General features: G+C 62.5%; 28 protein-coding genes. 21 read left to right on the top strand and 7 right to left on the bottom strand.

Annotated features, from left to right (window positions below; genetic code table 11):
• Window positions 1-64: 64 nt before the first annotated feature.
• From NBH21_RS13550 to NBH21_RS13530, 5 genes are all read left to right on the top strand, one after another.
• Window positions 65-451 carry a methylglyoxal synthase gene (locus NBH21_RS13550; RefSeq protein WP_163902730.1) on the top strand — a complete coding sequence of 129 codons (387 nt, stop codon included), beginning with the start codon at window positions 65-67 and terminating at the stop codon, window positions 449-451.
• 30 nt (window positions 452-481) lie between these two features.
• Complete coding sequence (locus NBH21_RS13545) at window positions 482-1,504, top strand: glucokinase (protein WP_250914163.1); 1,023 nt, start codon at window positions 482-484, stop codon at window positions 1,502-1,504.
• 120 nt (window positions 1,505-1,624) lie between these two features.
• On the top strand, window positions 1,625-3,415 hold the full coding sequence (locus tag NBH21_RS13540) for an ABC transporter ATP-binding protein (protein WP_250914164.1): 1,791 nt from the start codon (window positions 1,625-1,627) through the stop codon (window positions 3,413-3,415).
• Between the two features lie 27 nt (window positions 3,416-3,442).
• Window positions 3,443-4,255, top strand: coding sequence for a 4-hydroxy-tetrahydrodipicolinate reductase (gene dapB, locus NBH21_RS13535; RefSeq protein WP_425340429.1), 813 nt, complete (start codon window positions 3,443-3,445; stop codon window positions 4,253-4,255).
• A 23-nt stretch (window positions 4,256-4,278) separates the two neighbouring features.
• The gene (locus tag NBH21_RS13530; RefSeq protein WP_250914166.1) at window positions 4,279-4,914 is read left to right on the top strand and encodes a 2,3-bisphosphoglycerate-dependent phosphoglycerate mutase; all 636 of its coding nucleotides are present in this window, start codon (window positions 4,279-4,281) and stop codon (window positions 4,912-4,914) included.
• A 59-nt stretch (window positions 4,915-4,973) separates the two neighbouring features.
• On the opposite strand, the gene phnF is transcribed toward NBH21_RS13530, so the two are convergent.
• The gene (gene phnF, locus NBH21_RS13525) at window positions 4,974-5,711 is read right to left on the bottom strand and encodes a phosphonate metabolism transcriptional regulator PhnF (protein ID WP_250914167.1); all 738 of its coding nucleotides are present in this window, start codon (window positions 5,709-5,711) and stop codon (window positions 4,974-4,976) included.
• 83 nt (window positions 5,712-5,794) lie between these two features.
• Between phnF and phnG the strand changes: the two genes are divergently transcribed.
• From phnG to phnN, 14 genes are all read left to right on the top strand, one after another.
• On the top strand, window positions 5,795-6,265 hold the full coding sequence (phnG, locus tag NBH21_RS13520) for a phosphonate C-P lyase system protein PhnG (protein WP_250914168.1): 471 nt from the start codon (window positions 5,795-5,797) through the stop codon (window positions 6,263-6,265).
• Window positions 6,265-6,873, top strand: a complete 609-nt coding sequence (phnH, locus tag NBH21_RS13515) for a phosphonate C-P lyase system protein PhnH (protein WP_250914169.1) — start codon at window positions 6,265-6,267, stop codon at window positions 6,871-6,873. Before phnG ends, phnH begins: the two co-directional genes overlap by 1 nt.
• Window positions 6,874-6,877: 4 nt before the next feature.
• The gene (locus tag NBH21_RS13510; RefSeq protein WP_250914170.1) at window positions 6,878-7,987 is read left to right on the top strand and encodes a carbon-phosphorus lyase complex subunit; all 1,110 of its coding nucleotides are present in this window, start codon (window positions 6,878-6,880) and stop codon (window positions 7,985-7,987) included.
• Window positions 7,988-8,126: 139 nt separating this feature from the next.
• On the top strand, window positions 8,127-9,029 hold the full coding sequence (locus NBH21_RS13505) for an alpha-D-ribose 1-methylphosphonate 5-phosphate C-P-lyase PhnJ (RefSeq protein WP_250914171.1): 903 nt from the start codon (window positions 8,127-8,129) through the stop codon (window positions 9,027-9,029).
• Window positions 9,026-9,802, top strand: a complete 777-nt coding sequence (gene phnK / locus NBH21_RS13500) for a phosphonate C-P lyase system protein PhnK (protein WP_099056118.1) — start codon at window positions 9,026-9,028, stop codon at window positions 9,800-9,802. The genes NBH21_RS13505 and phnK overlap by 4 nt, the downstream gene beginning before the upstream one ends.
• A gap of 14 nt (window positions 9,803-9,816) precedes the next feature.
• The gene (gene phnL / locus NBH21_RS13495) at window positions 9,817-10,524 is read left to right on the top strand and encodes a phosphonate C-P lyase system protein PhnL (protein WP_250914172.1); all 708 of its coding nucleotides are present in this window, start codon (window positions 9,817-9,819) and stop codon (window positions 10,522-10,524) included.
• Window positions 10,521-11,138: a DapH/DapD/GlmU-related protein gene (locus tag NBH21_RS13490; protein ID WP_250914173.1), complete on the top strand. Its 618-nt coding sequence runs from the start codon at window positions 10,521-10,523 to the stop codon at window positions 11,136-11,138. The genes phnL and NBH21_RS13490 overlap by 4 nt, the downstream gene beginning before the upstream one ends.
• Window positions 11,139-11,260: 122 nt before the next feature.
• Window positions 11,261-12,115 carry a phosphonate ABC transporter ATP-binding protein gene (gene phnC / locus NBH21_RS13485; protein WP_250914174.1) on the top strand — a complete coding sequence of 285 codons (855 nt, stop codon included), beginning with the start codon at window positions 11,261-11,263 and terminating at the stop codon, window positions 12,113-12,115.
• A gap of 82 nt (window positions 12,116-12,197) precedes the next feature.
• A complete protein-coding gene (gene phnD / locus NBH21_RS13480) occupies window positions 12,198-13,103 on the top strand; it encodes a phosphonate ABC transporter substrate-binding protein (RefSeq protein ID WP_250914175.1) in 906 nt (301 codons plus the stop codon).
• Window positions 13,104-13,261: 158 nt separating this feature from the next.
• A complete protein-coding gene (gene phnE / locus NBH21_RS13475) occupies window positions 13,262-14,185 on the top strand; it encodes a phosphonate ABC transporter, permease protein PhnE (RefSeq protein WP_342452012.1) in 924 nt (307 codons plus the stop codon).
• Window positions 14,185-15,534: a phosphonate ABC transporter, permease protein PhnE gene (phnE, locus tag NBH21_RS13470; protein ID WP_250914176.1), complete on the top strand. Its 1,350-nt coding sequence runs from the start codon at window positions 14,185-14,187 to the stop codon at window positions 15,532-15,534. The genes phnE (NBH21_RS13475) and phnE (NBH21_RS13470) overlap by 1 nt, the downstream gene beginning before the upstream one ends.
• Before the next feature lie 127 nt (window positions 15,535-15,661).
• On the top strand, window positions 15,662-16,351 hold the full coding sequence (locus NBH21_RS13465; protein ID WP_342452011.1) for a DUF1045 domain-containing protein: 690 nt from the start codon (window positions 15,662-15,664) through the stop codon (window positions 16,349-16,351).
• Window positions 16,352-16,373: 22 nt separating this feature from the next.
• Window positions 16,374-17,513, top strand: a complete 1,140-nt coding sequence (locus NBH21_RS13460; protein ID WP_250914178.1) for an alpha-D-ribose 1-methylphosphonate 5-triphosphate diphosphatase — start codon at window positions 16,374-16,376, stop codon at window positions 17,511-17,513.
• On the top strand, window positions 17,513-18,115 hold the full coding sequence (phnN, locus tag NBH21_RS13455) for a phosphonate metabolism protein/1,5-bisphosphokinase (PRPP-forming) PhnN (RefSeq protein ID WP_250914179.1): 603 nt from the start codon (window positions 17,513-17,515) through the stop codon (window positions 18,113-18,115). Before NBH21_RS13460 ends, phnN begins: the two co-directional genes overlap by 1 nt.
• 43 nt (window positions 18,116-18,158) lie before the next feature.
• Here phnN and NBH21_RS13450 read toward each other — a convergent pair whose 3' ends face one another.
• The 5 genes from NBH21_RS13450 to pcaD all read right to left on the bottom strand — a co-directional run bounded on the left by NBH21_RS13450 (window position 18,159) and on the right by pcaD (window position 21,973).
• On the bottom strand, window positions 18,159-19,217 hold the full coding sequence (locus NBH21_RS13450; RefSeq protein ID WP_250914180.1) for a 3-carboxy-cis,cis-muconate cycloisomerase: 1,059 nt from the start codon (window positions 19,215-19,217) through the stop codon (window positions 18,159-18,161).
• Between the two features lie 187 nt (window positions 19,218-19,404).
• Window positions 19,405-20,022: a protocatechuate 3,4-dioxygenase subunit alpha gene (gene pcaG, locus NBH21_RS13445; protein WP_250914181.1), complete on the bottom strand. Its 618-nt coding sequence runs from the start codon at window positions 20,020-20,022 to the stop codon at window positions 19,405-19,407.
• 1 nt (window position 20,023) lies between these two features.
• Window positions 20,024-20,764 (bottom strand): protocatechuate 3,4-dioxygenase subunit beta, encoded by a 741-nt coding sequence (gene pcaH, locus NBH21_RS13440; protein ID WP_250914182.1) that lies wholly within the window; start codon window positions 20,762-20,764, stop codon window positions 20,024-20,026.
• Complete coding sequence (gene pcaC, locus NBH21_RS13435) at window positions 20,761-21,177, bottom strand: 4-carboxymuconolactone decarboxylase (protein ID WP_099056109.1); 417 nt, start codon at window positions 21,175-21,177, stop codon at window positions 20,761-20,763. Before pcaC ends, pcaH begins: the two co-directional genes overlap by 4 nt.
• Before the next feature lie 7 nt (window positions 21,178-21,184).
• Window positions 21,185-21,973 carry a 3-oxoadipate enol-lactonase gene (pcaD, locus tag NBH21_RS13430; RefSeq protein WP_250914183.1) on the bottom strand — a complete coding sequence of 263 codons (789 nt, stop codon included), beginning with the start codon at window positions 21,971-21,973 and terminating at the stop codon, window positions 21,185-21,187.
• A gap of 95 nt (window positions 21,974-22,068) precedes the next feature.
• Between pcaD and pcaQ the strand changes: the two genes are divergently transcribed.
• Window positions 22,069-22,992, top strand: a complete 924-nt coding sequence (pcaQ, locus tag NBH21_RS13425; protein ID WP_250914184.1) for a pca operon transcription factor PcaQ — start codon at window positions 22,069-22,071, stop codon at window positions 22,990-22,992.
• A 33-nt stretch (window positions 22,993-23,025) separates the two neighbouring features.
• Here pcaQ and polA read toward each other — a convergent pair whose 3' ends face one another.
• Window positions 23,026-26,019 (bottom strand): DNA polymerase I, encoded by a 2,994-nt coding sequence (polA, locus tag NBH21_RS13420; RefSeq protein ID WP_250914264.1) that lies wholly within the window; start codon window positions 26,017-26,019, stop codon window positions 23,026-23,028.
• 394 nt (window positions 26,020-26,413) lie between these two features.
• On the opposite strand from polA, the gene NBH21_RS13415 reads away from it, so the two are divergent.
• Entirely contained in the window at window positions 26,414-26,851 is a 438-nt protein-coding gene (locus NBH21_RS13415; RefSeq protein WP_250914185.1) for a MarR family winged helix-turn-helix transcriptional regulator, read from the top strand.
• Window positions 26,852-26,866: the final 15 nt, after the last annotated feature.

Genomic DNA, 26,866 nt, shown 5'->3' with positions numbered 1-26,866 from the left:
TCAAGCGCTTCCGGCTGCGATAGAAGGCAGTCAAATCGATTGAATATCCGGACCGAGGCGCTTCGTGACCGCTCTGAAATGTATCGCCCTGATTGCCCACGACCAGAAGAAGGACGATATGGCGGAATTCGCCCGCCGGCACGAGGCCGAGCTTTCCAGGCGGCGCATCGTTGCAACAGGCACGACCGGAGGGCGCATCAAGGAAGCCTGTCCCTCACTTGACGTCACACGCCTGAAAAGCGGCCCGCTCGGCGGCGACCAGCAGATCGGCGCGATGATCGCGACGGGCGAGGTCGACATGTTGATCTTCTTCGTCGACCCTTTGACATCCATGCCTCATGATGTCGATGTAAAAGCCCTGATGCGGCTCGCAACGGTCTACGATATTCCGATGGCCCTGAACCGCGCCACCGCAGAGATTCTCCTGACCCCCGGCGCCCTTGGCGCCTGAGCCCCTAAAAGGTCCGATACGGAACCCGCCATGCCCAAGTCCCTCGAAAACGAACAGCTCACGTTTCCCATCCTGATCGGCGACATCGGGGGCACGAATGCGCGCTTCTCCATCCTGATCGACGCCTATGCCGAGCCGAAGCAGTTTCCGAACGTGCATACCGCGGATTTCGCGACCATCGACGAGGCGATCCAGGTCACGGTTCTCGACAAGACATCGATCCAGCCGCGCTCGGCGATCCTCGCGATTGCCGGCCCGATCAATGACGACGAGATCCCGCTGACCAATTGCGACTGGGTCGTGCGTCCCAAGGCGATGATCTCGGACCTCGGATTTTCCGACGTGCTTGTTGTCAACGATTTCGAGGCGCAGGCGCTGGCGATTGCATCGCCTGCCGATCAATATCGCGAGCCGATCGGCGATCACGGCGACACTTCGCTTGCCTCGCGTGTCGTTCTGGGTCCGGGCACCGGGCTTGGCGTTGCCGGCCTCGTGCATGCCCAGCACATGTGGTTTCCGGTTCCCGGCGAAGGCGGACATGTGGATGTCGGACCGAGGAGCGAGCGCGACTATGAGATCTTCCCGCATCTGACGCCGATCGAGGGGCGCATTTCGGCCGAGCAATTGCTGTGCGGCCGGGGCATTCTCAACATCTACGGCGCCGTCTGCGCCGCAAGCGGCATCGAGCCGGTCTACAAGGATCCGGCCGAAGTGACGACCAATGCGCTTTCCGGGGCAGATCCGGTCGCTGTCGAGACGATCTCTCTTTTTTCTACCTATCTCGGGCGTGTTGCCGGCGACATGGCGCTGATCTTCATGGCGCGCGGCGGCGTCTTCCTTGCCGGCGGCATCTCGCAAAAGATCATTCCGGCGCTGAAGAGGCCGGAATTCCGTCAGGCTTTCGAAGACAAGGCACCGCACAGCCACCTGATGAAGACCATTCCGACCTTCGTCGTCACGCATCCGCAAGCGGCGCTTTCGGGACTTGCCACTTATGCCCGCACACCCAGCAGTTTCGGGCTTGCGACCGACGGGCGGCGCTGGCGCGGCTGACCCGCCCTTTCGCCCGCGCAGCAATTGGCTATGGCCAAACGGCCCTCCACTGGCTATAGAGCGCGCAGAAAGAGGGCATGACGCCCGCAACGACCCAGTTTCACGGGGATTGGCCTCATTTTGGACGCCTCCAGAACACAGACGACCGCTATCAGCTCGAACAGCGTGACGGCAGTCCTCAAACGCATCATCGCCGAAAACGGCCGCGCCCACATCCGCGGATACATATTCGCCGTCATCTGTCTGGCGACTGTCGCCCTCACCACCGCCTTTACCGCGTGGATCATGGAATCCGTGGTCAACGAGGCCTTCGCCAACAAGCGCGCCGACCTCGTCTGGCTGATCTGCGGCTCCATCCTCGCCGCCTTCGTGCTGCGCGGGTTTGCAGGCTACGGTCAGGCCGTGACTCTTTCGAAGATCGGCAACAACATCGTGGCGCGTTACCAGCGCCGGCTCTTCGCCCATCTGATGACGCTGTCGCTCGGCTACTTCAACGAATCCCGCTCGGCCCATCTCGCCGCCCAGATCAGCCAGAACATCAACGGCATCCGCGACGTGCTCAACCTGACGGTGACCTCGACGGCGCGCGACCTCTTGAGCCTCATCGCGCTGATCGGCGTGATGATCTTCAAGGACCCGATGCTGACGCTGATCGTCTTCGTGGTCGCTCCGCCGCTTCTCTATGCGCTGCGCTACATTTCCAAGCGCCTACGCGCTGCGACAAAGGAAGCGATCATCTTCAACAGCCATGTGCTGGGGGCGATGCAGGAGACGGTGCAGGGCATCGCCATCGTCAAGGCCTTCACGATGGAAGAGCAGCTCGAACGCAAGGTCAGCGTCACCATCGAGTCTGCCGAGAAGCGGTCGAACCGGATCGCGCGGCTCTCGGAGCGCACCTCGCCGCTCACCGAAACCTTTGCCGGTGTGGCGATTTCCAGCGTTATTGCCTATGCGGCCTTCCGCTCGATCTATGGTGGCATGCTGCCGGGCGCCTTCTTCTCCTTTGTCACCGCATTGCTGATGGCCTATGAACCGGCCAAGCGGCTCGCCAAGCTGCAGGTGCAGATGGAACGCGCCGTCGTCAATGCGCGGATGATCTACGAAATTCTCGACATGCAGCCACACCAGCGGGAAAAGCCGGGTGCGGCCGATCTCGCGGTCACCGATGCATCGATCGAGTTCCGCGGCGTGACCTTTGCCTATGGCGAAAACGAGAAGGTGCTCAAGGGCATCGATTTCGTTGCCGAAGGCGGCAAGACAACCGCTCTCGTCGGCCCCTCCGGCGCCGGCAAATCGACCGTCATTACGCTCATCCCGCGCTTTTACGATCCCTCGAGCGGCGAAATCCTGATCGATGGGCAGAACATCGCCGACGTGACCAAGGCATCGCTGCGCAAGCACATCGCCTATGTTTCGCAGCAGCCCTACCTCTTCGAAGGCACGATCCGCGACAACATCCGCTACGGTCGCCCGGATGCGACGGATGCGGAAATCGAGGATGCGGCCCGGCTTGCCTATGCCCACGACTTCATCACCGCGCAGCCTCTCGGCTACGATACGCCGGTCGGCGAAAACGGCGTGACCCTTTCCGGCGGTCAGCGGCAGCGGCTTTCAATTGCCCGCGCTCTCGTGCGCAACGCAGCGATCCTGCTGCTCGACGAGGCGACGTCTGCGCTCGACACCGAATCCGAGGCTGCCGTGCAGAAGGCGCTCGACCAGGCCATGCATGGCCGCACCGTGGTCGTGATCGCCCACCGCCTCTCGACCGTCATCAAGGCCGACAAGATCATCGTCATGCATGAGGGTCGGATCGCCGAGGAAGGCACGCATGAGAGCCTTGCGCAGCGTCCGGACGGGCTCTACGCTCGCCTCAACAACCTGCAGCCCGCCCCACAAAACGATCTCAGCTAGGGACAGCGTACCATCATGAAGGATGCAATGAAGCTCGTCGTCGTCGGTGCCGGTGGGCGCATGGGCCAGGCGCTCATCCGCATCATTCACGCGACCGAAGGCGCGACCCTTCATGCGGCCGTTGTGCGCCCCGGTTCACCGCTGGTCGGCAAGGACGCCGGCGATATTGCGGGCCTGGGCCCGATCGGCGTTGTGGTGACCGACGATCCGCTTTCGGCTTTCCTCGATGCCCACGGGGTGATCGACTTCACCGCGCCCCAGACCACGACGGAATTTGCCGCGCTGGCGGCGCAGGCCCGCATCGTCCATGTGATCGGCACCACCGGCTGCCAGCCGGAACACGAGGCCAAGATCGAGGCCGCCGCCCGCCATGCGCGGATCGTCAAGTCCGGCAATATGAGCCTCGGCGTCAACCTGCTCTCCGTGCTCGTGCAGCAGGCAGCCCGCGCGCTCGACGCGGCCGGATGGGACATCGAGGTCCTGGAAATGCACCACAAGCACAAGGTGGACGCTCCCTCGGGAACCGCGCTGCTGCTCGGCGAAGCCGCCGCGAAGGGCCGCGACATTGACCTCGCCGGCCATTCGGTGCGCGTGCGCGACGGCCATACAGGCCCGCGCGAGACCGGCTCCATAGGCTTTGCCACGCTGCGCGGCGGCTCGGTCATCGGCGAACATTCGGTCATCCTTGCCGGCGAAGGCGAGTTGGTGACGCTCTCCCACAGTGCCGGCGACCGCACCATCTTCGCCCGCGGCGCGGTCAAGGCGGCGCTTTGGGCCTATGATCAGAAGCCCGGTCTCTATTCCATGCTCGACGTGCTCGGGCTCAATCCCACCAAATAACTTTGCCTCGGAGGATTTTTGCAATGAGTGGTACTCTCGTGCTCGTGCGTCACGGCCAGAGCGAATGGAACCTCAAGAACCTTTTCACCGGCTGGCGTGATCCGGGCCTGACGGAGCTTGGCGTGCAGGAAGCCAATGCCGGCGGCAAGGCGCTTGCCGACTACGGCATCAAGTTCGATGTCGCCTACACCTCGGCGCTCAGCCGCGCCCAGAAGACCTGCCAGATCGTGCTCGACAATGTCGGCCAGCCCAACCTCGAGACCATCCGCGACGAAGCGCTGAACGAGCGTGACTACGGCGATCTCTCCGGCCTCAACAAGGACGACGCCCGCGCCAAGTGGGGCGAGGAACAGGTGCATGTCTGGCGCCGCTCCTACGACGTTCCGCCTCCGGGCGGCGAAAGCCTGCGCGACACCGGCGCACGCGTCTGGCCCTATTACATGACGGAAATCCTGCCGCGCGTTCTCAGGGGTGAAACGGTTCTGGTCGCCGCCCACGGCAATTCGCTGCGCGCCCTCGTGATGGTGCTCGACCGCCTTTCCAAGGAAGAGATCCTCAAGCTCAACCTCGCGACCGGCGTGCCGATGGTCTACAAGCTCAAGGCCGATTCCACCGTCGCTTCCAAGGAAGTGCTCGGCGACATGTCCGGCGCCCACTAAACATTATCAGGGCGCGCTGGAGACCGGCGCGCCCTTTTTCCTTCGATCATTTCACCCGATCAGGCACCGATGGTGAACTGAACACGATCCGCGGGAAAGCGCGTTATCGAATACTGGATCGGTTGCCCGTCGAGATCGGTATTGAGCGCCCGGGTGACGAGAACGATCGCGCCCGGTGTCAGTTCCAGCGTGGCAACGTCATCGGGCTCCGCGTGCCGGGCGGTGATTTCCGTTGTGTCGCGCAGATAATCGCCAACGCCGAACTCCGACAACGCCTTCGTCACCGACCCCGTTTTAGCAAAAATTTCCGCAATGCCCTCGAAACGGGCTGCAGGAAACCATGTCGTTGCCCGCGAAAGGGCACGGCCATCGGCCTTGCGAACCGCTTCCAGCCTTATGACCTCGGTTCCAGGCGCAAGCTTCAGCCAGCGGGCGACTTCCGCCGTGGCAAGTTCGCGCGCCGATGACAGGAGAAACCCTTCGATGTCGCGCGCCTGACGGCCGATGCCCTGCGTGAAGCGGGTGCGCAGGCCGATCGGGAAATTGAAGCGGTCCTTCACCTCGATCATCGTTCCGCGGCCCTGCATGGCGCGAACGATGCCCTCCTGCCCGAGCGCGGCAAGCGCGCTGCGGATCGTATGGCGGTTTACCCCGAACTGCTCGGCCAGCACTGTCTCGGGCGGCACCATGCCGGTGGCATCGTATTCCCCGGCCGAAATATTCGCCCTGATCTTGTCGGAGATCTGGCGCCAGAGCGCCACGCCCTTCTGTCTTTGTACCGTTCCTACATCAGCCATGTCACACGCTTGTCACGCTCGATTGGTAGCTATAACCTAACTTGTATGGTCGTCTATATTAATAGACATTTCGGGATTTGGCAATGGACACGGCAAAACAACACGAGGCGGCCGGCGCGCCGCAGAGAAAGTGGGTGACGGACCTTCTTGCGAGGGCGACCGCCACCGAGTTGAAATCTGTCTGGGAGGCGCTTGAACAGAAGCCCGACTTTTCACCGTTGCGCGGACCGGAAACCGGCCTCGTAATGGTGCGCGGGCGCATTGGCGGCGGCGGCGCGGCCTTCAATCTCGGCGAGGCCACCGTCAGCCGCGCCACCATCCGGCTTTCCTCCGGCACCGTCGGCCACGGCCATGTGCTCGGCACCGACCGCAGCCGCGCCCGCCTTGCGGCGATCTTCGATGCGATGTGGCAGGAGACTGAATACCGGCCGCTCATCGAAGCCCGGTTGCTCGAGCCGGTCGCCACCCGCATCGCAGCCGAGGAACGCGCCAAGGCGGAAGAGACGGCAGCGACCCGCGTGGATTTCTTCACCATGGTAAGGGGAGAGGACTGATGGATCCGAAGACCGATGCCTTGACCGGCGGTTTCACCGAACCGGTCTTTCACGCCCAGAGCGTCTTTCGCACGCTGATGGACTGCATGGCCCGCCCGGGCAGCATTCGCGCCGTTACGCCGCATGTCGATCCGCCGGCACCGCTGGGTGCTGCTGCCGGCGCCATTGCGCTGACGCTTTGCGACCACGACACGCCGGTCTGGCTCTCCGCCGGTCTTTCCAGATCGCCGGTCGCCGATTGGATCTCCTTCCATACCAGCGCACCGCTGACCCGGGAGAAGGTCGAGGCCCGCTTCGCCTTCGCGGAGGCCGGAACCGCGCTCGCCTCCTTCGGCCTCTTTTCCTCCGGCACCCAGGAATATCCGGACCGTTCGACGACCATCGTCATCGAGGTCGCAAGCCTGGAAGGCGGGCCGGGCCTCGCGCTCACCGGCCCCGGCATTCGGGAAACGACGCATATCGCGCCGAAGGGACTGCCGGAAATGTTTCTCAGGCAGTGGGCCGACAACCGGGCGCTTTTCCCGCGCGGCGTCGATGTGGTGCTGACGGCAGGCAGCGAGATGCTGGGCCTGCCGCGGACATGCAAGATCACCGCAAGGGAGATGTGAAACCATGTATGTTGCCGTAAAGGGTGGCGAGGCGGCCATCGCCAATGCCCATCGCCTGCTCGCCGACCGACGCCGGGGCGATCGTTCGCTACCTTCACTCACCATCGAGCAGATCGTCGAACAGCTCGGGCTCGCCGTCGACCGCGTCATGGCCGAGGCGTCGCTGCATGACCAGGCGCTTGCCGCCCTCTCCGTCAAGCAGGCGCGGGGCGACATGATCGAGGCGATCTTCCTGCTCAGGGCCTATCGCACGACATTGCCGCGCTTCGGCTATTCCGTCCCGATAGACACCGGCCGCATGCGCGTGGAGCGGCGTATCTCGGCGACCTACAAGGACCTGCCGGGTGGTCAGCTGCTCGGACCGACCTTCGACTATACCCACCGTCTGCTCGATGTCTCGATGCTGGAAGACGGCGCGGTGGAGGAACCCGCCCGCCGGCAGACTTCCGACGAAGCGGTGATGCGGGTCTCCGACATCCTTGCCGAGGAAGGTCTGGTCGAAGCCGACGGGGACCTTCCGGAGGACCACCTGGCCGGCGACATCACCCGCGAGCCGATCGAGTTTCCGATGACGCGAGACCTGCGCCTGCAGGCACTGGCGCGCGGTGACGAGGGTTTCCTGCTGGCGCTAGCCTATTCCACCCAGCGCGGCTATGGCCGCACGCATCCCTTCGCAGGCGAAATCCGCATCGGCGAGGTGGAGGTGGAGATAGAGGTGGCAGAACTCGGATTTGCCGTTTCGCTCGGCCCGATCCGCGTGACCGAATGCCAGATGGTGAACCAGTTCAAGGGCTCGGCCAAGGCGCCGCCGCAATTCACCCGCGGTTACGGCCTCGTGTTCGGCCAGAGCGAGCGCAAGGCCATGGCGATGTCGCTGGTGGACCGGGCGCTACGCGCAACCGAACTCGGCGAGGACATCGTCGCTCCGGCGCAGGACGAGGAATTCGTCATCTCGCATTCCGACAACGTGCAGGCCACGGGCTTCGTGGAGCACCTCAAGCTGCCGCATTATGTCGACTTTCAGGCCGAACTCGATCTCGTTCGCCGAATGCGCCGCGACTTCGAAGCCGCGCGCGGCGATATTAACGCCACTCGCGCCGAGGCAGCGGAATGATCTTCGCCGACCTAGTCCCTTTCTTCCTGGAACCAGTACGCACTGATGACGGTCGTGGCGATCATTGTCGCAATGATGATTGTGAGTATCACACTGACTTCCATATCCAGCACCTCCTTCAGAGCAAGGACAACGCCCGATGACGCAAGAAGTTTCGCAGTATGGCGACCTAGCGAGCTATAATTTCGCTTATCTCGACGAACAGACCAAGCGGATGATCCGCCGCGCGATCCTGAAAGCCATCGCGATACCCGGCTATCAGGTGCCTTTCGCATCCCGCGAAATGCCTATGCCCTATGGCTGGGGAACGGGCGGTGTGCAGGTCACGGCCTCGATCCTCGGCCCCGAGGACGTGCTGAAGGTGATCGACCAGGGTGCCGACGACACCACCAATGCCGTTTCCATCCGGGCCTTCTTCCAGAAGGTCGCCAATGTCGCGGTGACCACCCACACCCGTGAGGCAACGATCATCCAGACCCGCCACCGCATTCCGGAAGAGACGCTCAACGAGAACCATGTGCTCGTCTATCAGGTTCCGATCCCCGAACCGCTGCGCTTCCTCGAACCGCGCGAGACGGAAACGCGCAAGATGCATGCGCTTGAGGAATACGGGCTCATGCATGTGAAGCTCTACGAGGATATCGCCCGCAACGGCCGGATCGCCACCACCTATGCCTATCCGGTCAAGGTCGCGGGACGCTACGTGATGGACCCCTCGCCGACGCCGAAGTTCGACAATCCGAAGATGCACATGTCGGAAGCGCTCCAGCTCTTCGGCGCCGGCCGCGAGAAGCGCATCTACGCCATTCCGCCCTTTACCGAAGTCGTCAGCCTGGATTTCGAGGACCATCCCTTCGAGATCCAGCGTTTCGACAGGCCCTGCGCGCTGTGCGGCGCAGAGAACGTCTATCTCGACGAGGTCATTCTCGACGACAAGGGCGGACGCATGTTCGTCTGCTCCGACACCGACCATTGCGAGGAACGCCGGGAACACGGCCATGCCGGCCATCTGCTCGCACCGAACAAGGAGGCAGCCGAATGACCGACCAACCGCTTCTCAAGGTTCGCGACCTGTCGAAATTCTACGGCAGCCGCATCGGCTGCAGCAACGTCGCCTTCGAACTCTGGCCCGGCGAGGTTCTCGCCATCGTCGGTGAGTCCGGTTCAGGCAAGACCACCCTGCTCAACTGCATCTCGACCCGGCTGATGCCGACGACCGGCAGCGTCGAATACCACATGCGCGACGGCCAGTATCGCGACCTCTACCACATGAACGAGGCGGAGCGCCGCTTCCTGATGCGCACCGACTGGGGCTTCGTGCACCAGAACCCAGCCGACGGCCTGCGCATGACGGTTTCGGCCGGCGCCAATGTCGGAGAACGCCTGATGGCGGTCGGCGACCGGCATTATGGCCATATCCGCCAGACGGCATCGGAATGGCTGGAACGCGTCGAGATCTCCACCGACCGCATCGACGACCAGCCGCGCGCCTTTTCCGGCGGCATGCGCCAGCGCCTGCAGATCGCCCGCAATCTCGTCACCGGCCCGCGGCTGGTCTTCATGGACGAGCCGACCGGCGGCCTCGACGTTTCCGTGCAGGCTCGTTTGCTCGACCTCGTGCGCGGCCTCGTCAACGATCTCGGTCTCGCGGCCATCGTCGTTACCCATGACCTCGCCGTCGCCCGCCTTCTTTCCCATCGCATGATGGTGATGAAGGACGGCCATGTCATCGAACACGGCCTGACCGACCGGGTGCTGGACGATCCGCGCGAACCCTATACCCAACTGCTCGTCTCATCGATCCTGCAGGTCTGAGAACAGGAAAAACCATGGCCACGCCTCTCGTCGTTTCCGAAGTCTCGAAGAGCTTCACCATGCATCTGCGCGGCGGCCTCAAGCTGCCGGTCGTCTCCAATGTTTCGTTTTCGGTTGCCGGCGGCGAATGCGTCGTGCTCGGCGGCCCGTCGGGCGTCGGCAAGAGCTCGATCCTGAAGATGCTCTACGGCAATTACGCCGTCGATACCGGACAGATCCTTATCGATCATCTCGGCCGCATCATCGACATCGCGACAGCCGATCCGCGCGCGGTGCTCGATGTGCGCCGCTCGACGCTCGGCTATGTCAGCCAGTTCCTCAGGACCGTTCCGCGCGTTTCCACCCTCGACGTCGTCGCCGAACCGCTAGTCGCCCGAGGGGTTTCGGCAGAGGAAGCACGCGAGAAGGCAGCGGACCTGCTGTCGAGGCTCAACCTGCCCAGGGAACACTGGCAATTGCCGCCGGCGACCTTTTCCGGCGGAGAGCAGCAGCGCGTGAACATCGCCCGAGGCTTCATCACCGATCACCGCATACTCTTGCTGGATGAGCCAACGGCATCTCTCGACGCCACCAACCGCGCCGTCGTCGTCGAGATGATCCGCGCCAAGAAGAAGCAGGGCATTGCCCTTCTCGGCATCTTCCACGACGAGGAAGTGCGCGAACTCGTCGCCGACCGCATTCTCGACGTCTCGCAGTTTTCGCCGCGGAAGGCCGCAGCATGACCCGTCTCCTGTCTGAAACGCCCATGATCCACGAGACGGCGCTGGTGAAGACGACCACGCTTGGCCGCTACACCAAGGTGACTGAATTCTGCCGCATCCGGGAATGCGAGATCGGCGACTATTCCTACATCATGGAACACGGCCATCTCTGGAACACCAGGATCGGCAAGTTCTCCAACATCGCGGCTTTCGTGCGCGTCAATGCCACCAACCATCCCGTCGAGCGCGCGACACTGCACCACTTCACCTACAGGCCGGGCGACTACTGGGCCGACCTGGAACCCGAAGAGGCCGAGTATTTTGCCGCCCGACGCAGCAAGATCGTGACCATTGGGCATGACACCTGGATCGGACACGGGGCCACCATCCTCACCGGCGTGACAGTTGGAAACGGCGCGGTGATCGGCGCCGGAGCGGTCGTCTCCAAGGATGTCGCCCCCTACACCATCGTCGGCGGCGTGCCCGCCAAACTCATCCGCGAGCGTTTCGACGCTCAGACTGCCGAGGGCATGGAAAAGCTCGCCTGGTGGGACTGGCCGCACGACCAACTGTTTGCAGCACTTGCCGATTTCCGCGCCCTGCCGGCAGGGGCTTTCGTGGCGAAATACGCTTAAATATCAATAAAAACCAAATACTTAGTTGGTATAATATTTCTTACACATAACTGACATTGGCGCTTCATCAACTGTCGCTAGAGCATTGCCCACAACGTGGACATGACGTCGAAAGAAAAGACATGCGATTTCAGCTGAAAAACGTCACCCGGCAATTCGGACAGCATATTGCCGTCGACAATGTCAGCCTGGAAATTCCGGCAGGCCAGATGGTGGGCGTCATCGGACGTTCGGGGGCCGGCAAGTCGACGCTGCTGCGCATGATCAACCGTCTGGTCGATCCTTCCACGGGTTCCATTCATTTCGGTGGCGCGGAAGTTTCGTCGTTGCGCGGCAAGGGCCTGCGCAACTGGCAGCGCGACTGCGCGATGATCTTCCAGCAGTTCAACCTCGTGCCGCGCCTCGACGTTCTGACCAATGTCATGCTCGGCCGGCTCAATCACCGCTCGACGATGATGAGCCTTCTCAGCATCTTTTCCGACGACGAGCGGCTTGCTGCCATCGCAGCGCTCGAGCGCCTCGGCATCGAACAGACGGCCATGCAGCGCGCGGGAACGCTTTCCGGAGGTCAGCAGCAGCGCGTCGCCATCGCCCGCGCCCTGATGCAGGCACCGAAGATGCTGCTCGCCGACGAGCCGATAGCCTCGCTCGATCCGCTGAACGCCAAGATCGTGATGGACGCGCTGCGCGACATCAACGAACGCGATGGCATCACCGTCATCACCAACCTGCACACGCTGGATACCGCGCGCAGCTATTGCGAGCGGATCATCGGCATGGCGAGCGGCCGCGTCGTCTTCGACGGCCCGCCTTCCGAACTCAATGCGGATGCCGTGCAGGAAATCTACGGCTCCGACAAGGACGGCGCCGGCATCGACGAGACGATGACCTCGACCAGCATCAACATCCCCGGCGCAGAGGCGAGCGGGGAAAAGCAATCGGGCGGTATCGGCACACTGGCAAGCGCCAGGGCCTGAGACCCGCACCTTCGATCGTCTGCCCGCGTAAAGGGCACTTTTCATGACGAAACTCCGGATGGTCCGGAAACAGGAGATCACCATGCTCAAGAAAGCTCTTCTTGCTGCCGTCGCACTCGGCGTCGTCGCAAGCTCCGCAATGGCTCAGGACGTCAAGGTTCTGCGCATCGGCCTCGACGGCTCGGAAAACGAAGCCGACCAGATCCGCAACACCCAGTGTGTCGCCGATGGCCTGAAGGCTGCGACCGGCGTTCCGGAAGTCCAGATCTTCCCGTCGCCGGACTATAACGGCGTCATCCAGGGCCTGCTCGGCGGCACGATCGACATCGCTTCGATGGGCGCCTCCTCCTACGCCGCCATCGCGATCAAGGACCCGAACGCCGTCGACCCGATCCTGACCTACACCCAGTCAGACGGCTCCAGCGGTTACTACTCGATCATGGTTGCCCGCAAGGACAGCGGCATCAAGACGCTCGCCGACCTGAAGGGCAAGAAGCTCGGCTTCGCCGATCCGGACTCGACCTCCGGCTACCTCGTCCCGAACGTCGCCCTGCCGAAGGAAATCGGCGCCTCGGTCAAGGACTACTTCTCTGAAACCGGCTTCGGCGGCGGCCACGAGAACCTCGTTCTCGCCGTTCTCGACAAGAAGTTCGATGCCGGCACGACCTTCGGTTCGGGCGTTGGCAAGTGGGAAGAGGGCTACACCGGCGGCAACCTGCACCAGATGGTCAACAAGGGCATCCTCGACATGGACGATATCGTCGAAGTCTGGAAGTCGCCGCTGATCCCGAACGGCCCGCTGATGGTTTCCAACAAGCTGCCGCAGGAAATGCGCGACAAGGTCGAAGCCTTCTTCCTGGAACTGCCGAAGAAAGATCACGATTGCTTCAAGGCCTACACCCAGGGCGACAACAAGGAATACATCAAGGTCGATCCGTCCTTCTACCAGACGATCATCGACGCTCGTAAGTCCGTTATCGGCGGCTGATTTTCCTAGAACATCATCCGGCGGCGGCGTTGAAAGACGCCGCCGTTCGACAACCGGGAGCGCGGATCATGGCGACCATCAGCGAACAGAACAGTGGCGGCCCATTGGGCGGTCAGAGTGGCGACCACGGGAGCGGGCTCGGTCCTGCAGCTTCCCTGATGATGCGGCACTACCGGCAGCAGATCAGGACACGCCGTGTCTATACAGCGATCTCGATCGTCGTCTTTCTCGCCGTGCTCATCGCCTCGCTGAAATTCGCCAATGACGCCAATGCCGGCAAGTTCTTCGAACGCCTGCCCTATTTCTTCGATTTCATCCGCAGTTTCGTGCCCGACAGCCCGATGGAAATCGTCCGGGCGATGTTCGACCTGCCCTCGCCCTATGCCGACGGCTCACTGAAGTACAACTACACCGCCGACCGCCATTACATCACCGACACACTCTACATTCCGAACTTCTTCTACCAGTTGATCATCACGATCAATATCGCGCTGGTCTCGACCATCATCGGTGCGGCCCTTGCCTTCCTGCTCTGCTTCTTCGCCTCGACCAATCTCGTCGGCGCCGGCGCGACCCGCTTCGTCGTCCGCCGCATCATGGAAGTGATGCGCGCCTTTCCGGAAATCGTCATAGCCGGCCTCCTGACCGCGATCCTTTCGATCGGCCCGATTGCGGCGATCATCGCCATCACGGTCCATACGATTGGCGCGCTCGGCAAGCTGTTCTTCGAAGTAGTCGAGAATTCCGACATGAAGCCGGACGAGGGCCTGCGTGCCGCCGGCGCAAACTGGGTCGAGCGGGTGCGCTTCGCCATCGTTCCCCAGGTGCTGCCGAATTTCGTCTCCTACACGCTGCTGCGCGCCGAGGTTAACGTTCGCGCCTCCACCATCATCGGCGCCGTCGGCGGCGGCGGTATCGGCGAGGTCTTCCGCCTGGCGATCGGTCGCGATCACGCTGCCAAGACCTATGCGATCATCATCCTGCTGCTCGTCAGCATCATCATCATCGACCAGTTCTCCGCCTGGCTTCGCCGCCGGCTGATCGGCCAGCAGTCCTTCGAATTCGGCAGGGGAGCAGCCTGATGTCCTCGGTACCCACCATCCACGCATCCGAACGCGAGCGCCTGCGCAGCCAGTATCCGCAGGTCTTCCATCGCTCCTTCATGCAGCGCTTTGGGCTCGTAATCGGCTCCGGCATCGTCACCATCTATCTCGCCATCTGCTTCTTCGCCTTCAATGTCGGCCCCGCCTTCATGAACGGCCAGTGGGACCGTGCCTCGCTCTATGTCCAGGACTGGTATTCGTGGCGCGCCCAGCCGCGCCTGCGGTTCCAGGACGACGGTACCGTCAAGGTTCAATGGTCGAGCCGCGGCCAATATGCCCAGGGCGCCGATATCTCCTGGCTGCAGCCGATCGAGAATGGCGGCTATTCGGTCACCTACGGCCGGGAGGGCGATCGCCTCGACGTGACGACCGACAGGGTCGATGTCTATGTCAACGGCACCGTCTATCCGGTGACGATCAGCGGAGATGCCGTGACCGTGGTCGCGGACGCACCCTCCTCTATCGTGCAGGACGGCAACAAGGTGGTCGTCAATTATGGCTTCGAGGGTCAGGCCGAAATCCGTTCGGGCCAGGTCTATGTCCAGCGCCGCTTCCTCGGCTGGGCGAACTTCATGTTCGACCCCAAATCGGACTTCTGGGGCAAGGACTGGGGTGAACTTGCAGCACTCGCCACTTTCGGCGAACGCCTCGATCCCAACCGCTCCAACATCGGGCACATGGTCGACGATTTCCTCGGCAACAGCGTCTGGCAGCACAGCGATATTCTGTCGAAGCTTCTGCAGACGCTGGTGATGGCCTTTGTCGGCACGCTGCTCGGCACGCTGTTCGCCTTTCCGCTCGCCTTCATCGCCGCGCGTAACATTACCCGCAACCGCGCCGCTAACTGGGGCATGAAGCGGCTCTTCGATTTCCTCCGCTCCGTCGACATGCTGATCTGGGCTTTGTTCTTCACCCGCTCCTTCGGTCCCGGACCGATCCCCGGCATCGCGGCGATCTTCTTCACCGACGCCGGCGCGCTCGGCAAGGTCTATGCCGAAGCGGTCGAGAACGTCGACGACAAGCAGCGCGAGGGCGTGAAATCCGTCGGTGCGAATCCGGTCATCGTCAACCGCTTCGGCGTGGTGCCGCAGGTCCTGCCGGTGTTCATCTCCCAGTCGCTCTACTTCTGGGAATCGAACACCCGCTCTGCCACCGTGATCGGCGCTGTCGGTGCCGGCGGTATCGGTCTCAAACTGCTCGAAGCGATGGGCACGAATGCCGACTGGGACAAGGTCGCCTACATGGTGCTGCTGATCCTGCTCGTGGTCTTCATCTTCGACTCGATCTCGAATGCCCTGCGATCAAGACTGATCGGTACGCAACACTGATTTATTTCGCCGGATACCGGCCGGTATCATCAATCTGTCACGCGGATCGGCTAGCCAGCCGGTCTTGCCTTTGGACGACGAAGCAGCCCATGGTGGCGACCCGTCCATCGATCCGAGGAATGCTCTCTTGCGCTATGCCGTCTACTTCACCCCGGAAGCCGATCATCCGTTGACGCTGGCGGCATCGGACTGGCTGGGACGTGATGCCTTCAGCGGCATGGAGAGCGCCATTCAACCCGTCGCGGACTTCTCCCAAGAAGAGCGCACCGAACTTACCGCCGATCCTCGCCGCTACGGTTTCCACGCCACGCTCAAGGCTCCTTTCGCACTTGCCGACGGTTCGAGTGAAGCCGCGCTCATCGAAGGCTTCCGGGACTTCTGCGCGACCAATGCCGCCTTCGACATTCCGTCGGCGGTGGTGAACCGTATCGGCCCCTTCTTCGCGCTCGTTCCCGCAGAGCTTCATCCGCCGCTGCAGGCATTTGCGGCTTCTATCGTCGAGGCATTCGAGCCGTTTCGCGCGCCGCTCGGCGAGGCCGATATCGCCCGCCGCCGGCCGGAGCGAATGAACGAGGCCCAGCGCGCCCACCTGATGCGCTGGGGCTATCCATATGTCATGGAAGAGTTCCGTTTTCACATGACGCTCACCGGCCCCGTTCCGGAGGAACGGGCAAGCGCCATGGCCGAAGTGCTGAACCGGCGCTTTGCCGATTTCATCCGTCGCCCCTTGCGCATTTCCGGGCTCGCCCTGTTCATAGAACCGGAACGCGGCGCGCCCTTCATCGTCCACGACTGGCAGCCGCTTGCGGCCGCCTGATCCTTTCGAAAGCCTTGAGAAAATGTCCGCCGAAACCGTTTTCAGCAATGCCCTCATCGTTCTGGAAGACCAGCTCCTCTCCGGCTCCGTCCAGATCCGCGACGGACGCATCACCGATATTTCGGAAGGTGCGAGCCGGACGGGCGAGGATTTCGGCGGCGACTATCTGATTGCCGGCCTCGTCGAGCTTCATACCGATCACCTGGAATCGCACTATTCGCCGCGTCCCGGCGTGCGCTGGAACAAGACATCGGCAATCCAGGCCCATGATGCACAGGTCGTCACCTCCGGCATCACCACGGTCTTCGACTGCCTGCGCATGGGCTCGGACGAGGATGGCGGCTTCGAACTTGGCGAAATGCGGGAGATGGCCGATGCCATTCAGGCGGCCGAAAAGGAAGACCGGCTGCGCGCCACCCATCTCATCCACCTGCGCTGTGAGGTGGCGTCCAACAACGTGCTCGACCACTTCGCCGATTTCGAGAACGATCCGCATGTGCGGCTCGTCTCGCTGATGGACCATTCTCCGGGGCAGCGCCAGTTCCAGACGATGGAACAGTACACGCTCTACTACAAGACCAAGCGCGGGCTTTCCGATGAAGCCTTCGCCCGCTTCGTCGATAGCCGGCTGGCGCTTTCGTCCCAGTTTTCCCGCCCGCATCGCGACACGCTGGCACGGATCTGCGCCCAGCGCGGCATCACGGTTGCGAGCCACGACGACGCCACGCTTGCCCATGTTGAGGAAGCCATGGGGCACGGCGTGAAGCTTGCGGAATTCCCGACCAGCTTCGATGCCGCCGAAGCCTCGCACAAGGCGGGCATGAGCGTACTGATGGGCGCGCCGAATGTGGTGCGCGGCAAGTCGCATTCCGGTAATATCGCGGCACGGGACCTCGCCGCGCGCGGCGTGCTCGACGTGCTTTCCTCAGACTACGTGCCGCTCAGCCTGCTGCATGCGCCCTTCGTTCTGGCCGATGATTTCGAGGACATCTCCCTGCCGCAGGCGCTTGCCATGGTCACCTCGACGCCGGCGCGCACCGTCAGCCTCGACGACCGCGGCCGGATCGCAGCAGGCCTGCGCGCCGATCTGGTTCGGGTACGTCGTCAGGAGGGCGTTCCGGTCGTGCGTTCGGTCTGGCGCGAAGGCAACAGGGTCGCCTGATGGACGGACGCGCGGCAAGGCTTCACCCGAATGCGGCCACCGGCACCATGGTTGTCGTGGTGGGGCCGAGCGGCGCCGGCAAGGACAGCCTCATCCAGATCGCGAAGGATCATTTTGCCGGGCGGGCGAACGTGCATTTCGTCCAGCGGGTGATCACCCGCCCGGCCGATGCCGGCGGCGAAGAGCACAAGGATGTTTCCGACGCCGAATTCCGCGGCATGCGGGAAGAAGGCGCCTTCGCGGTGGACTGGGATGCCCATGGCCTTAGCTATGGCATTCCGTCGGCCGTTCACGAGAAGCTGGCGCTCGGACATCTGGTCGTCGCCAACGGCTCGCGCTCGGTGCTCGGTCGGTTCGCCGAGGCGTTTTCACCGCTTCTCGTCGTCAACATCACGGCTCGACCCGAAGTCCTGGCGCAGAGGCTGGAGCAGCGTGGCCGCGAGACCCGCGAGGATATCCTCGCGCGGCTGAACCGTGGATCGCTCGAAATCCCCGAAGCGTTCGACTGCGTGACGATCGACAATAGCGGCCTGCTGGCCGATGCCGGAAAGACGCTCGTGGGCACCCTTGAAGGTATACTGGCGAGGAATTCTCAGTCCTAGTATATTATCCGGCTAAGTAATATCCGGAACCGCGCGACGCAAATCAGGCCGGATCGCCGATGCGCTCGACGGACGTCAGCAGTGAAAGCGCGTGGTTGAGCGCCGTGCCGGTCGCTTCGATCATCTGCGGCAGGACGAGCCATTCCAGCGTCCAGGCGGTGCCAGAACGTTCCTGCTCGTGTACCAGCGCATGATGAATGGCCGAGAGCTGCGTGGCGTTGTAGCGGGCGAGCGTAACGAGGATCTCGGCACGAACCGGATTGTGCTTGTGGGGCATGGCGGAGGAACCGCCGCCGCCGGATACAGCCATCTGGTCGATACCGTTCTGCACCATCAGCGCCACATCCTGCCCGAACTTGCCGAGCGCGCCGGTGAGACGGGAGAGGAAGCCTGCAAAAGCTGCGATCCGGCCGCGATCCGCATGGGGCACGTAGTCCGGAACGGCAAGGCCGAGTTCCGCCGCCATGGTTTCGCGCACCGCGTCGATCCGGTCACCGAATTTTTCGGCCGTGCCGGCAGCACCCGCAAGCGACAGGATCATCATCTGACGCCGCTGCCCCGCCAGCTCCAGGGCGACGCGGGAGACAGATTTGCGCCAGACGTTGATGCGTGCGCCGGAGGTGATCTCGATTGCCGCCTGCATGCGGGAACGCGCCATCAGCGGCGTATCGCCAAAGCGGGCGAGAAGATCGGCAAAGGCATTGTCGATGGCGGCAAGACGCTCCTCGAAAAGGGCGAAGACCGGCTCAAGCTTCAGCGCGAGAGCCGTATCGACGGCATCCTGGGTGGTCGCGCCGAAATGCACCTTGGCCGCGGCATCGCCCCCGACCCTTTCACGTAATTGCTGGACGTAATTCGGCGCCGGTACGCCATCCTTCAGGGTGGCCACCGCCATGCGATCGGCATCCGGCACGAAACCTTCGGCCTTGCGGGCAATCTCGCCAGCCGTTTCGGCATCGAGCATGCCGGCTGAAGCTTCGGCCCTTGCCAGCGCCACCTCGAACCGCAGCATCGCCACCAGATCGGCCTCAAGGCCCAGATGCCGGGAAACGGCCTCGTCACCGAGCAGGCGGTCCAGATAGGGCAGGTTCGTCAACGGCATGATCAGGCTTGCTCCGATGGCTGATGATAGTTTCGGCTATTTCCTCACCGGAGGAAAGGCCGACGGAAAGCGCAGATGACGGCGCGATCCCATGGGAAGCGCGCCGTCCTAATTTGAGGACCGGAGCGGAGTTCCAACCGGGCAGCAAATGTGCCCGCCCGATTCTGCTCCGCTTTCCATCCCGACATCACATGTCGAAGAACACCGTCTCGTTGTCACCCTGAAGGTAGATGTCGAAGGTGTAGGTATTGCCTTCGCGCTCTGCGATCAGGGTCGGCACGCGGACCTTGTGCTCGATACGCGCCAGAACCGGATCCTCGGCATTCGCCTCGGCCTCGTCACCAAAATACATGCGGGTGTGAAGACCGATGTTGATGCCACGCGCGACAATCCAGAAGGTGATATGCGGCGCCATGAGGCGGCCATCGCGGAAGGGCACGCGGCCCGGCTTGATGGTCTCGAAGACGTATTCGCCGGTCGCCATGTCACCAGGACAACGCGCCCAGCCGAGGAAATTCGGATCGGCGGTGCCGCGGGTTTCCGACGGGCTCTGGTAGAAGCCGTCAGCATCGGCCTGCCAGATCTCGATCAGCGCATCCCTGAGCGGCGTGCCGGAACCGTCGATCACGCGGCCACGGACAGTGATGCGCTCGCCCTTGGTCTTGTCATTGACGAGAGGGCCGGAACCCAGATCTGTCTCGAAGACGCCGTGAATGCCGGTGAAATTCGGCGTGCAGCCGATATGAACGTAAGGACCGGCCGTCTGAGACGCGGATTCCCTGAGATAACCGAGCGGCTGAACCATGTCAGTTGCCCTCCTTGCGGTTTTCAAACAGCGTCGACCGGCGGCCACGCAGCACGATGTCGAACTTGTAGGCACGCATGTCCATGGGAATGGTGGCGTTCATGTCGAGCGGCGCGATCAGCTGCCTGATGGCTTCCTCGTCCGGGATCGTCTTGACGATGGGACACATCCAGATGAGAGGGTCGCCTTCGAAATACATCTGCGTAATCAGACGCTGGGCAAAGCCGTGGCCGAAAATGGAAAAATGAATATGGGCCGGACGCCAGTCGTTGACGCCGTTCGGCCAGGGATAAGGGCCGGGCTTGATGGTCTTGAACCAGTAGTAGCCGTCTTCGTCGGCAATCGTGCGGCCGACACCGCCGAAGTTCGGATCGAGTGCCGCGAGATAGGTTTCCTTCTTGTGACGATAGCGACCGCCGGCATTGGCCTGCCAGAATTCGACAAGCGCACCGGCGACACCCTTGCCGCGCTCGTCCACCACGCGACCATGAACGAGAATGCGCTGGCCGATCGGGCTTTCGCCGGGCTTGGCGTAGTTGACGATCAGGTCGTTGTCGAACTCGTTCAGCATGTTGTGGCCGAATACGGGACCCGTGATCTCGCTTTTCGTTCCTTCCAGCGAGATCAACGCGCGCTGCGGCGAGCGCAGCACGGTGGTCTTGTACCACGGCGCATAGGCCGGGGGATGCATTTCACGGTCACGGGGGAAAAACGCCCCCGTTTCTGGCATGGTATTCCTCATTTCCCTTCCTCCGAATGTTCTGCCGCATCCATTTCATTGAATACGCCCTTGGCGATCTTGATCGCGTGATTTGCGGCGGGCACGCCGGCATAGATCGCCACATGCAACAGCGCCTCGAGAATATCCTCCCGCGAAGCGCCGGTATTGCGGGTTGCCCTTACATGCATGGCAACCTCGTCGTCCTGTCCCAGCGCGGCCAGAAGCGCGATCGTCACCATGGAACGCTCGCGCTTCGACCATTGCGGCCGTGACCAGACATGCCCCCAGGCGGCTTCCGTGATCAGATCCTGGAACGGCTCGTCGAAGGCGGTCTTCGACTGCTGTGCTTGGTCGACATAGCCATTGCCGAGCACGCTGCGGCGGGTCGCCATGCCCTGATGATAACGGGCCGACTTTTCGGGGGCTTCACTCATTTTCGCTTCATGCCTTCCTGACAAAGGGCTGCAAAAGGGCTGCCAGCTGTTCCGGCTGCTCCACGCAGGGGATGTGGCCGCAGCCTTCGATGATTTCAAAACGCGCACCCGGGATCCGGTCCGCTGCTGCCTTGACGAGTTCCGGCGGGGTCGAGCCATCCTGATCGCCAACGACGACGAGCGTCGGGACAGTGATGGTCGGCAGCACATCGGAAAAATCGGTATCGCGGATCGCGCCGCAGGTGGAATTGTAGCCATCGGCCGGCTGGCGCATCATCATCAGGCGATAACCAGCGAGATCCTCGACCCGTTCCTGATGGAAGTCGGGCGTGAACCAGCGCTCCATGACGGCATCGGCGATGCTTTCCAGCCCATTCGCCTTGACTGCATCGATGCGGCTGCTCCAGGCTTCCGCCGTGCCGATCTTCGGTGCGGTGTCGCAGAGCACGAGCTTCCTGACGAGGTCCGGGCGCTTCTTCCAGAGGCCCTGGCAGATGATGCCGCCCACCGAAAGGCCGCAGAAGACGGCGCGCTTGATGCCGACATGGTCGACGAGGGCAATGAGATCATCGACGAGATCATCCATGCCGAACGGCTTGTCGGCGCCGCCCGTCAGTCCATGACCGCGGGAATCGTAGAGCAGGACCGAGACATCATCGACGAGTTCATCGAAGACGGGGAGCCAGATACGGAAATCGGTGCCAAGCGAATTCGAAAATACGACGAGGTTCTTCGCATCGACATCGCCGAGCAGTTCGTAGTGGACCGTGATTCCGTTGATAGTGGCGAATGCCATGGTGTTTCTCCTCACCTGGGCTGGAAATTAGACGATGATTTTCGATAGGAAAAATGATATCTGAGGCAAAAACCATAACCATTTTGGCATGATTTATGGACCAGCGGATCAAATTCCGGCATTTGCAAACCTTTCTTGAGGTGGCACGCCAGCGAAGCGTGGGCAAGGCCGCCGATGCATTGGCGATCACGCAGCCCGCCGTGACGCGCACCATACGCGAGCTTGAAGAGGTTCTCGGCGTAGCGCTTTTCGAGAAGGAAGGTCGCGGCATCCGGATCTCGCATTTCGGCGAGGTGTTCCTGAAACACGCCGGCGAAAGCCTCGCCGCCGTGCAGCGCGGGGTGGATTCGCTTGCGCAGGCGCGCGCATCCGGCGGGCCGCCGCTGAGGATCGGCACGCTGCCCACCACGTCCGCCACCTTCATGCCGGATGCGCTGGCGGATTTTCTCGCGATCGGCACGGGGACCCACGTCACCATCGTTTCGGGCGAAAACCGCTTCCTGCTGGATTCGCTGAGGCTTGGGGAACTCGACCTCGTGGTCGGACGACTGGCGGCGCCCGAGCGCATGACGGGCCTGATCTTCGAACCGCTTTTCAGCGAGGAGGTCGCCATCATCGTTTCGCCAGACCATCCGCTGGCGGTCAGGCGCAATTTCACGCTCGGCGCGCTCGCCAATTATACTGTGCTGATGCCGACGGCGGGATCGGTCATCCGCCCCTTCGTCGACCGGCTGCTTCTGACCAACGGCATTCCCGAACTGCCCAATACGGTGGAAACAGTGTCGGACTCCTTCGGTCGCGCTTTCGTCTCGCGGCACAGGGGGGTCTGGTTCATCTCGCGCGGCGTGGTCGCCGACGACCTGTCGAGCGGCCGCCTGGTCGAGCTTGAGATCGACATGGGAGAAACCCGCGGCGCCGTCGGCCTGACGACGCCCGCAGGCGTCGAACCGAGTGCGGCACTTACCCTGATGAAACAGACGATCCGTAACCACGTGGAAGCGCGAAACGGACGCTTCTGACGACGGCACCCGCCGTCAGAAAGCGGGAACCGATCAGTGTGCCTCGTCCCAGTTCATCGCGGCGCGTGCATCGACCTTGAGCGGAACGCGCATGGCAACCGCCGGCATGGAGGCATGCTCCATGGTTTCAACGATGATCGGCATGGCGGCGTCGACCGCCTCGTCCTCCACCTCGAAGATCAGTTCGTCATGAACCTGCAGCAGCATGCGGACCTTTTCGCCCAGTCCGGCCTCGGCCAGCACCGGCTCGATCTTGATCATCGCCCGGCGGATGATATCCGCAGCAGAGCCCTGGATCGGAGCGTTGATCGCCGCGCGTTCATTGAAGGCACGCATGGAGGGGTTGGACGACTTGATCTCGGGGTAATGGGCGCGGCGGCCGAAGATCGTCTCGACATAGCCGTTCTCACGGGCAAACGCCTTGGTGCTGTCCATGTAATCCCGGATGCCGGGGAAGCGCTCGAAATACTTCTTGATGTAGTCGCCGGCCTCCGACCGCTCGATGCCGAGCTGGTTGGCGAGACCGAAGGCGGAGATGCCGTAGATGATGCCGAAGTTGATCGCCTTGGCGCGGCGACGAACCTCGGACGGCATGCCCTCGACCGGAACGCCGAATATCTCGGAAGCCGTCATCGCATGAATGTCGATGCCATCGGCGAAAGCCTGACGCAGTTGCGGGATATCTGCCACATGGGCCAGCACGCGCAGCTCAATCTGGCTGTAGTCGGCAGAGAGAAGCTTGTGCCCCTGTGAGGCGATGAAGGCGGTTCGGATCTTGCGGCCTTCGGCCGTGCGAACCGGAATGTTCTGCAGGTTGGGCTCGGAGGAAGACAGACGTCCTGTCGTCGTCGCCGCCAGCGAATAGCTGGTATGAACGCGCTTCGTTTCAGGATGGACGTAACCGGGAAGCGCATCCGTATAGGTGGATTTCAGCTTGGTGAGCTGGCGCCAGTCGACAATCTTGCGCGGCAGCGGCGCTCCTTCGGCGGCCAGATCTTCCAGCACCTGCGCCGAAGTGGACCACTGGCCGGTCTTGGTCTTGGAGCCGCCGGGCAAACCCATCCTGCCGAACAGGATATCGCCGAGTTGCTTGGGCGAGCCGATATTGAAACGTTCGCCGGCGAGTTCGTAGATCTCATCCTCGAAGGCAGCCGCCTTCTGGGCAAGCTCACCAGAGAGACGCGACAGGATCTGCCGATCGATGGTGATGCCGCGTTCTTCCATATCGGCAAGCACCGGCACCAACGGCCGTTCCAGCCGCTCGTAAATGCGGGTCAGCTTTTCTGCGGCGAGACGCGGCTTCAGCACCATCCACAGCCGCAGCGTGACATCGGCATCCTCAGCCGCATAGGCCGTCGCCTTGTCGATCGCCACGCGGTCAAAGGTCACCGACGACTTGCCGCTGCCGGCGACGTCCTTGTAGGCAATCGGTGTGTGGCCGAGCCAGCGTTCGGAAAGACCATCCATGCCGTGGTTCGACTTGCCCGCATCGAGCACGTAGGAAATCAGCATGGTGTCGTCGAAGCCCTGGATGACGATGCCATAGCGCTTCATCAGAAGGTAATCGTATTTGAGGTTCTGCGCGACCTTGAGAATGGAGGGATCTTCCAGCAGCTCCTTCAGGGCGGCCAGCGCCTCCTGCATGGGAATCTGGCCCTCGGCAAGCTTCAGACCATCGCTGAACAGGTCTTCCCCACCGGTCCTGTGACCGAGCGGCACATAGGCGGCGCGGATGTCTGTCGAACCGGGCGAGCGGGTATTGTCGGCGATTGCCAGCGAGAAGCCGACGAATTCCGCCTGCATCGGATCGAGCGAGGTGGTTTCCGTATCGAAAGCGACAAGACCGGTTTCGCGGGCGGCGGCAATCCAGCGCTCCAGCGCCGCGAGATCGCCAATCGTCTCATAGGCGGAGTGGTCGATCTTCTGTCCGGCAAAGGCAGCGGCGCGGGCGGCAGCGAGATCGGCGGGGGTCGGATCTCCCGTGGTGGCGGAAACAGTCGTTGGCTTCGGGGCGGAAGACGATGCGACAGCACCGGCTTCACCCGACAACGGTGGTTCCTGCGTATCGACGTCGGGACCGTGGGCGGCATCGCCGCGTTCGACCTGCACCAGGGCGGCTTCGATCGCGCCGGCATCGCAGTCGCAGGCTTCGGCGACACGGCGGGTGAGCGTGGTGAACTCCATCGCCTTGAGGAAGCCGATGAGCTTAGGTCCGTCCTGTTTTTCCAGCACCAGCGCGTCGAGCGGCATGTCGAGCGGCACATCGGTCTTCAGCGTCACCAACTGACGTGAAAGGCGGGCGCGGTCGGCATTGGCGACGATGTTTTCGCGGCGCTTGACCTGCTTGATCTCCTCGGCGCGGGCAAGAAGCGTGTCCAGATCGCCGAACTCTTCGAGCAACTGCGCCGCCGTCTTCGGCCCGATCCCCGGAATACCAGGCACGTTGTCGGTCGAATCGCCGGTCAGCGATTGCAGGTCGATCATCTTTTCCGGCGGCACGCCCCATTTCTCGATGACGTCGGGGATGCCGATCTGCTTGTCCTTCATGCTGTCGTACATGTGGACGCTGGTCGTCACCAGCTGCATCAGGTCCTTGTCGGAGGAAACGATGGTGACATCGGCGCCGATCGCTTCCGCCGCGCGGGCGTAAGTGGCGATGATATCGTCTGCCTCGAAGCCTTCGGTCTCGATGCAGGGCAGATTGAAGGCACGGGTCGCCTGACGGATGAGGCCGAACTGCGGTATCAACTCTTCCGGCGGTGCTGAACGGTTCGCCTTGTATTCCGGGTAGAGTTCCTTGCGGAAGGTCTTCGACGAATAGTCGAAGATGACCGCCAGATGGGTCGGCGTGACACCGACGCTGGTATCGCGCGCATCGGTCAGGAGCTTCCACAGCATGTTGCAGAAACCCGAGACCGCACCGACCGGCAGACCGTCAGACTTGCGGGTCAGCGGCGGCAAAGCGTGGAACGCCCGGAAGATGAAACCCGAGCCGTCGATGAGGAAGAGATGATCGCCTTTTTTCATGGCGCATGGATAGCGCGGGGCGGCCAGTGCGTCCATATAAAGTTCGAAAACAGGCGGGCGCCCAAACACGGAAACGTTACAAATTTGTAATCCCGGCTTCCCTTGAAAAACCACATTCGGCCCATCATTTCATAGTCACCGGCGCCTGATCACGCCGCAGTCTGAAAGAGGCCCGTCCCCCGCCGCTTCAGACTTGGACAAAGGCCTTATCCCCCTCTCCGGGCCTTTGTCCCTTTTTTCGAGAAGCCGCCGTGGCATCCGCCTCCAGCCACGGCGGCTTCGTCGTTTCCGACCGATCGAAGCATCCCGGCATCACCCGAAAAACACTGGCCAAACGAATATATCGCCTGCGATTTATCTTGAGGAGACGGCAAAACGCGCCTATCGATTTGTCATGGCTTTCGATCGCTCAGAGTCCGCTACCTATCTCGCAGCCCAGCTCGCCCGCGGCTTCTCGCGCGCCCTGCAGAGCCGGGCGGTGAAGCTCGGCTTTTCCGCCGGACAGTTTCCGATCCTGATCGAACTCTGGAACGAGGAAGGCCTGACCCAGCGCCAGCTTCTCGACCGCGTCGATGTCGAGCAGGCGACGATGGCGAACACGCTTGCAAGGATGGAGCGGGACGGCCTGATCGAGCGCCGGCCGCATCCGCAGGACAGGCGGGCGCAGCTGATCTTCCTGACGGACAAGGCGCGCGAATTGAAGAACGAAGCCCTTCAGGCCGCAACCGAAGCGGACGAGGCGCTGTTTGAAGGCTTCCGCAGGTTCGAAAAGGAACTGATGCTGGAATACATCCGCCGGGCCATCGACAACGCCCGCAAGCTCGAGCCGTAAAATATCCCATTCTGC

This window comes from Ciceribacter sichuanensis (assembly GCF_024055605.1).
Lineage (GTDB): Bacteria > Pseudomonadota > Alphaproteobacteria > Rhizobiales > Rhizobiaceae > Allorhizobium > Allorhizobium sichuanense.
Note: the sequence above shows the minus strand (reverse complement) of the source record. Positions and strands in the feature narration are given on the sequence as shown.

Excerpts from the sequence above, each read along its gene's own strand:
- NBH21_RS13545 (WP_250914163.1), top strand. The coding sequence starts at position 482 with ATGCCCAAGTCCCTCGAAAACGAACAGCTCACGTTTCCCATCCTGATC.
- dapB (WP_425340429.1), top strand. The coding sequence starts at position 3,443 with ATGAAGCTCGTCGTCGTCGGTGCCGGTGGGCGCATGGGCCAGGCGCTC.
- NBH21_RS13530 (WP_250914166.1), top strand. The coding sequence starts at position 4,279 with ATGAGTGGTACTCTCGTGCTCGTGCGTCACGGCCAGAGCGAATGGAAC.
- phnF (WP_250914167.1), bottom strand. The coding sequence starts at position 5,711 with ATGGCTGATGTAGGAACGGTACAAAGACAGAAGGGCGTGGCGCTCTGG.
- phnG (WP_250914168.1), top strand. The coding sequence starts at position 5,795 with ATGGACACGGCAAAACAACACGAGGCGGCCGGCGCGCCGCAGAGAAAG.
- phnH (WP_250914169.1), top strand. The coding sequence starts at position 6,265 with ATGGATCCGAAGACCGATGCCTTGACCGGCGGTTTCACCGAACCGGTC.
- NBH21_RS13510 (WP_250914170.1), top strand. The coding sequence starts at position 6,878 with ATGTATGTTGCCGTAAAGGGTGGCGAGGCGGCCATCGCCAATGCCCAT.
- NBH21_RS13505 (WP_250914171.1), top strand. The coding sequence starts at position 8,127 with ATGACGCAAGAAGTTTCGCAGTATGGCGACCTAGCGAGCTATAATTTC.
- phnK (WP_099056118.1), top strand. The coding sequence starts at position 9,026 with ATGACCGACCAACCGCTTCTCAAGGTTCGCGACCTGTCGAAATTCTAC.
- phnL (WP_250914172.1), top strand. The coding sequence starts at position 9,817 with ATGGCCACGCCTCTCGTCGTTTCCGAAGTCTCGAAGAGCTTCACCATG.
- NBH21_RS13490 (WP_250914173.1), top strand. The coding sequence starts at position 10,521 with ATGACCCGTCTCCTGTCTGAAACGCCCATGATCCACGAGACGGCGCTG.
- phnC (WP_250914174.1), top strand. The coding sequence starts at position 11,261 with ATGCGATTTCAGCTGAAAAACGTCACCCGGCAATTCGGACAGCATATT.
- phnD (WP_250914175.1), top strand. The coding sequence starts at position 12,198 with ATGCTCAAGAAAGCTCTTCTTGCTGCCGTCGCACTCGGCGTCGTCGCA.
- phnE (WP_342452012.1), top strand. The coding sequence starts at position 13,262 with ATGATGCGGCACTACCGGCAGCAGATCAGGACACGCCGTGTCTATACA.
- phnE (WP_250914176.1), top strand. The coding sequence starts at position 14,185 with ATGTCCTCGGTACCCACCATCCACGCATCCGAACGCGAGCGCCTGCGC.
- NBH21_RS13460 (WP_250914178.1), top strand. The coding sequence starts at position 16,374 with ATGTCCGCCGAAACCGTTTTCAGCAATGCCCTCATCGTTCTGGAAGAC.
- phnN (WP_250914179.1), top strand. The coding sequence starts at position 17,513 with ATGGACGGACGCGCGGCAAGGCTTCACCCGAATGCGGCCACCGGCACC.
- NBH21_RS13450 (WP_250914180.1), bottom strand. The coding sequence starts at position 19,217 with ATGCCGTTGACGAACCTGCCCTATCTGGACCGCCTGCTCGGTGACGAG.
- pcaG (WP_250914181.1), bottom strand. The coding sequence starts at position 20,022 with ATGGTTCAGCCGCTCGGTTATCTCAGGGAATCCGCGTCTCAGACGGCC.
- pcaH (WP_250914182.1), bottom strand. The coding sequence starts at position 20,764 with ATGAGGAATACCATGCCAGAAACGGGGGCGTTTTTCCCCCGTGACCGT.
- pcaC (WP_099056109.1), bottom strand. The coding sequence starts at position 21,177 with ATGAGTGAAGCCCCCGAAAAGTCGGCCCGTTATCATCAGGGCATGGCG.
- pcaD (WP_250914183.1), bottom strand. The coding sequence starts at position 21,973 with ATGGCATTCGCCACTATCAACGGAATCACGGTCCACTACGAACTGCTC.
- pcaQ (WP_250914184.1), top strand. The coding sequence starts at position 22,069 with ATGGACCAGCGGATCAAATTCCGGCATTTGCAAACCTTTCTTGAGGTG.
- polA (WP_250914264.1), bottom strand. The coding sequence starts at position 26,019 with ATGAAAAAAGGCGATCATCTCTTCCTCATCGACGGCTCGGGTTTCATC.
- NBH21_RS13415 (WP_250914185.1), top strand. The coding sequence starts at position 26,414 with ATGGCTTTCGATCGCTCAGAGTCCGCTACCTATCTCGCAGCCCAGCTC.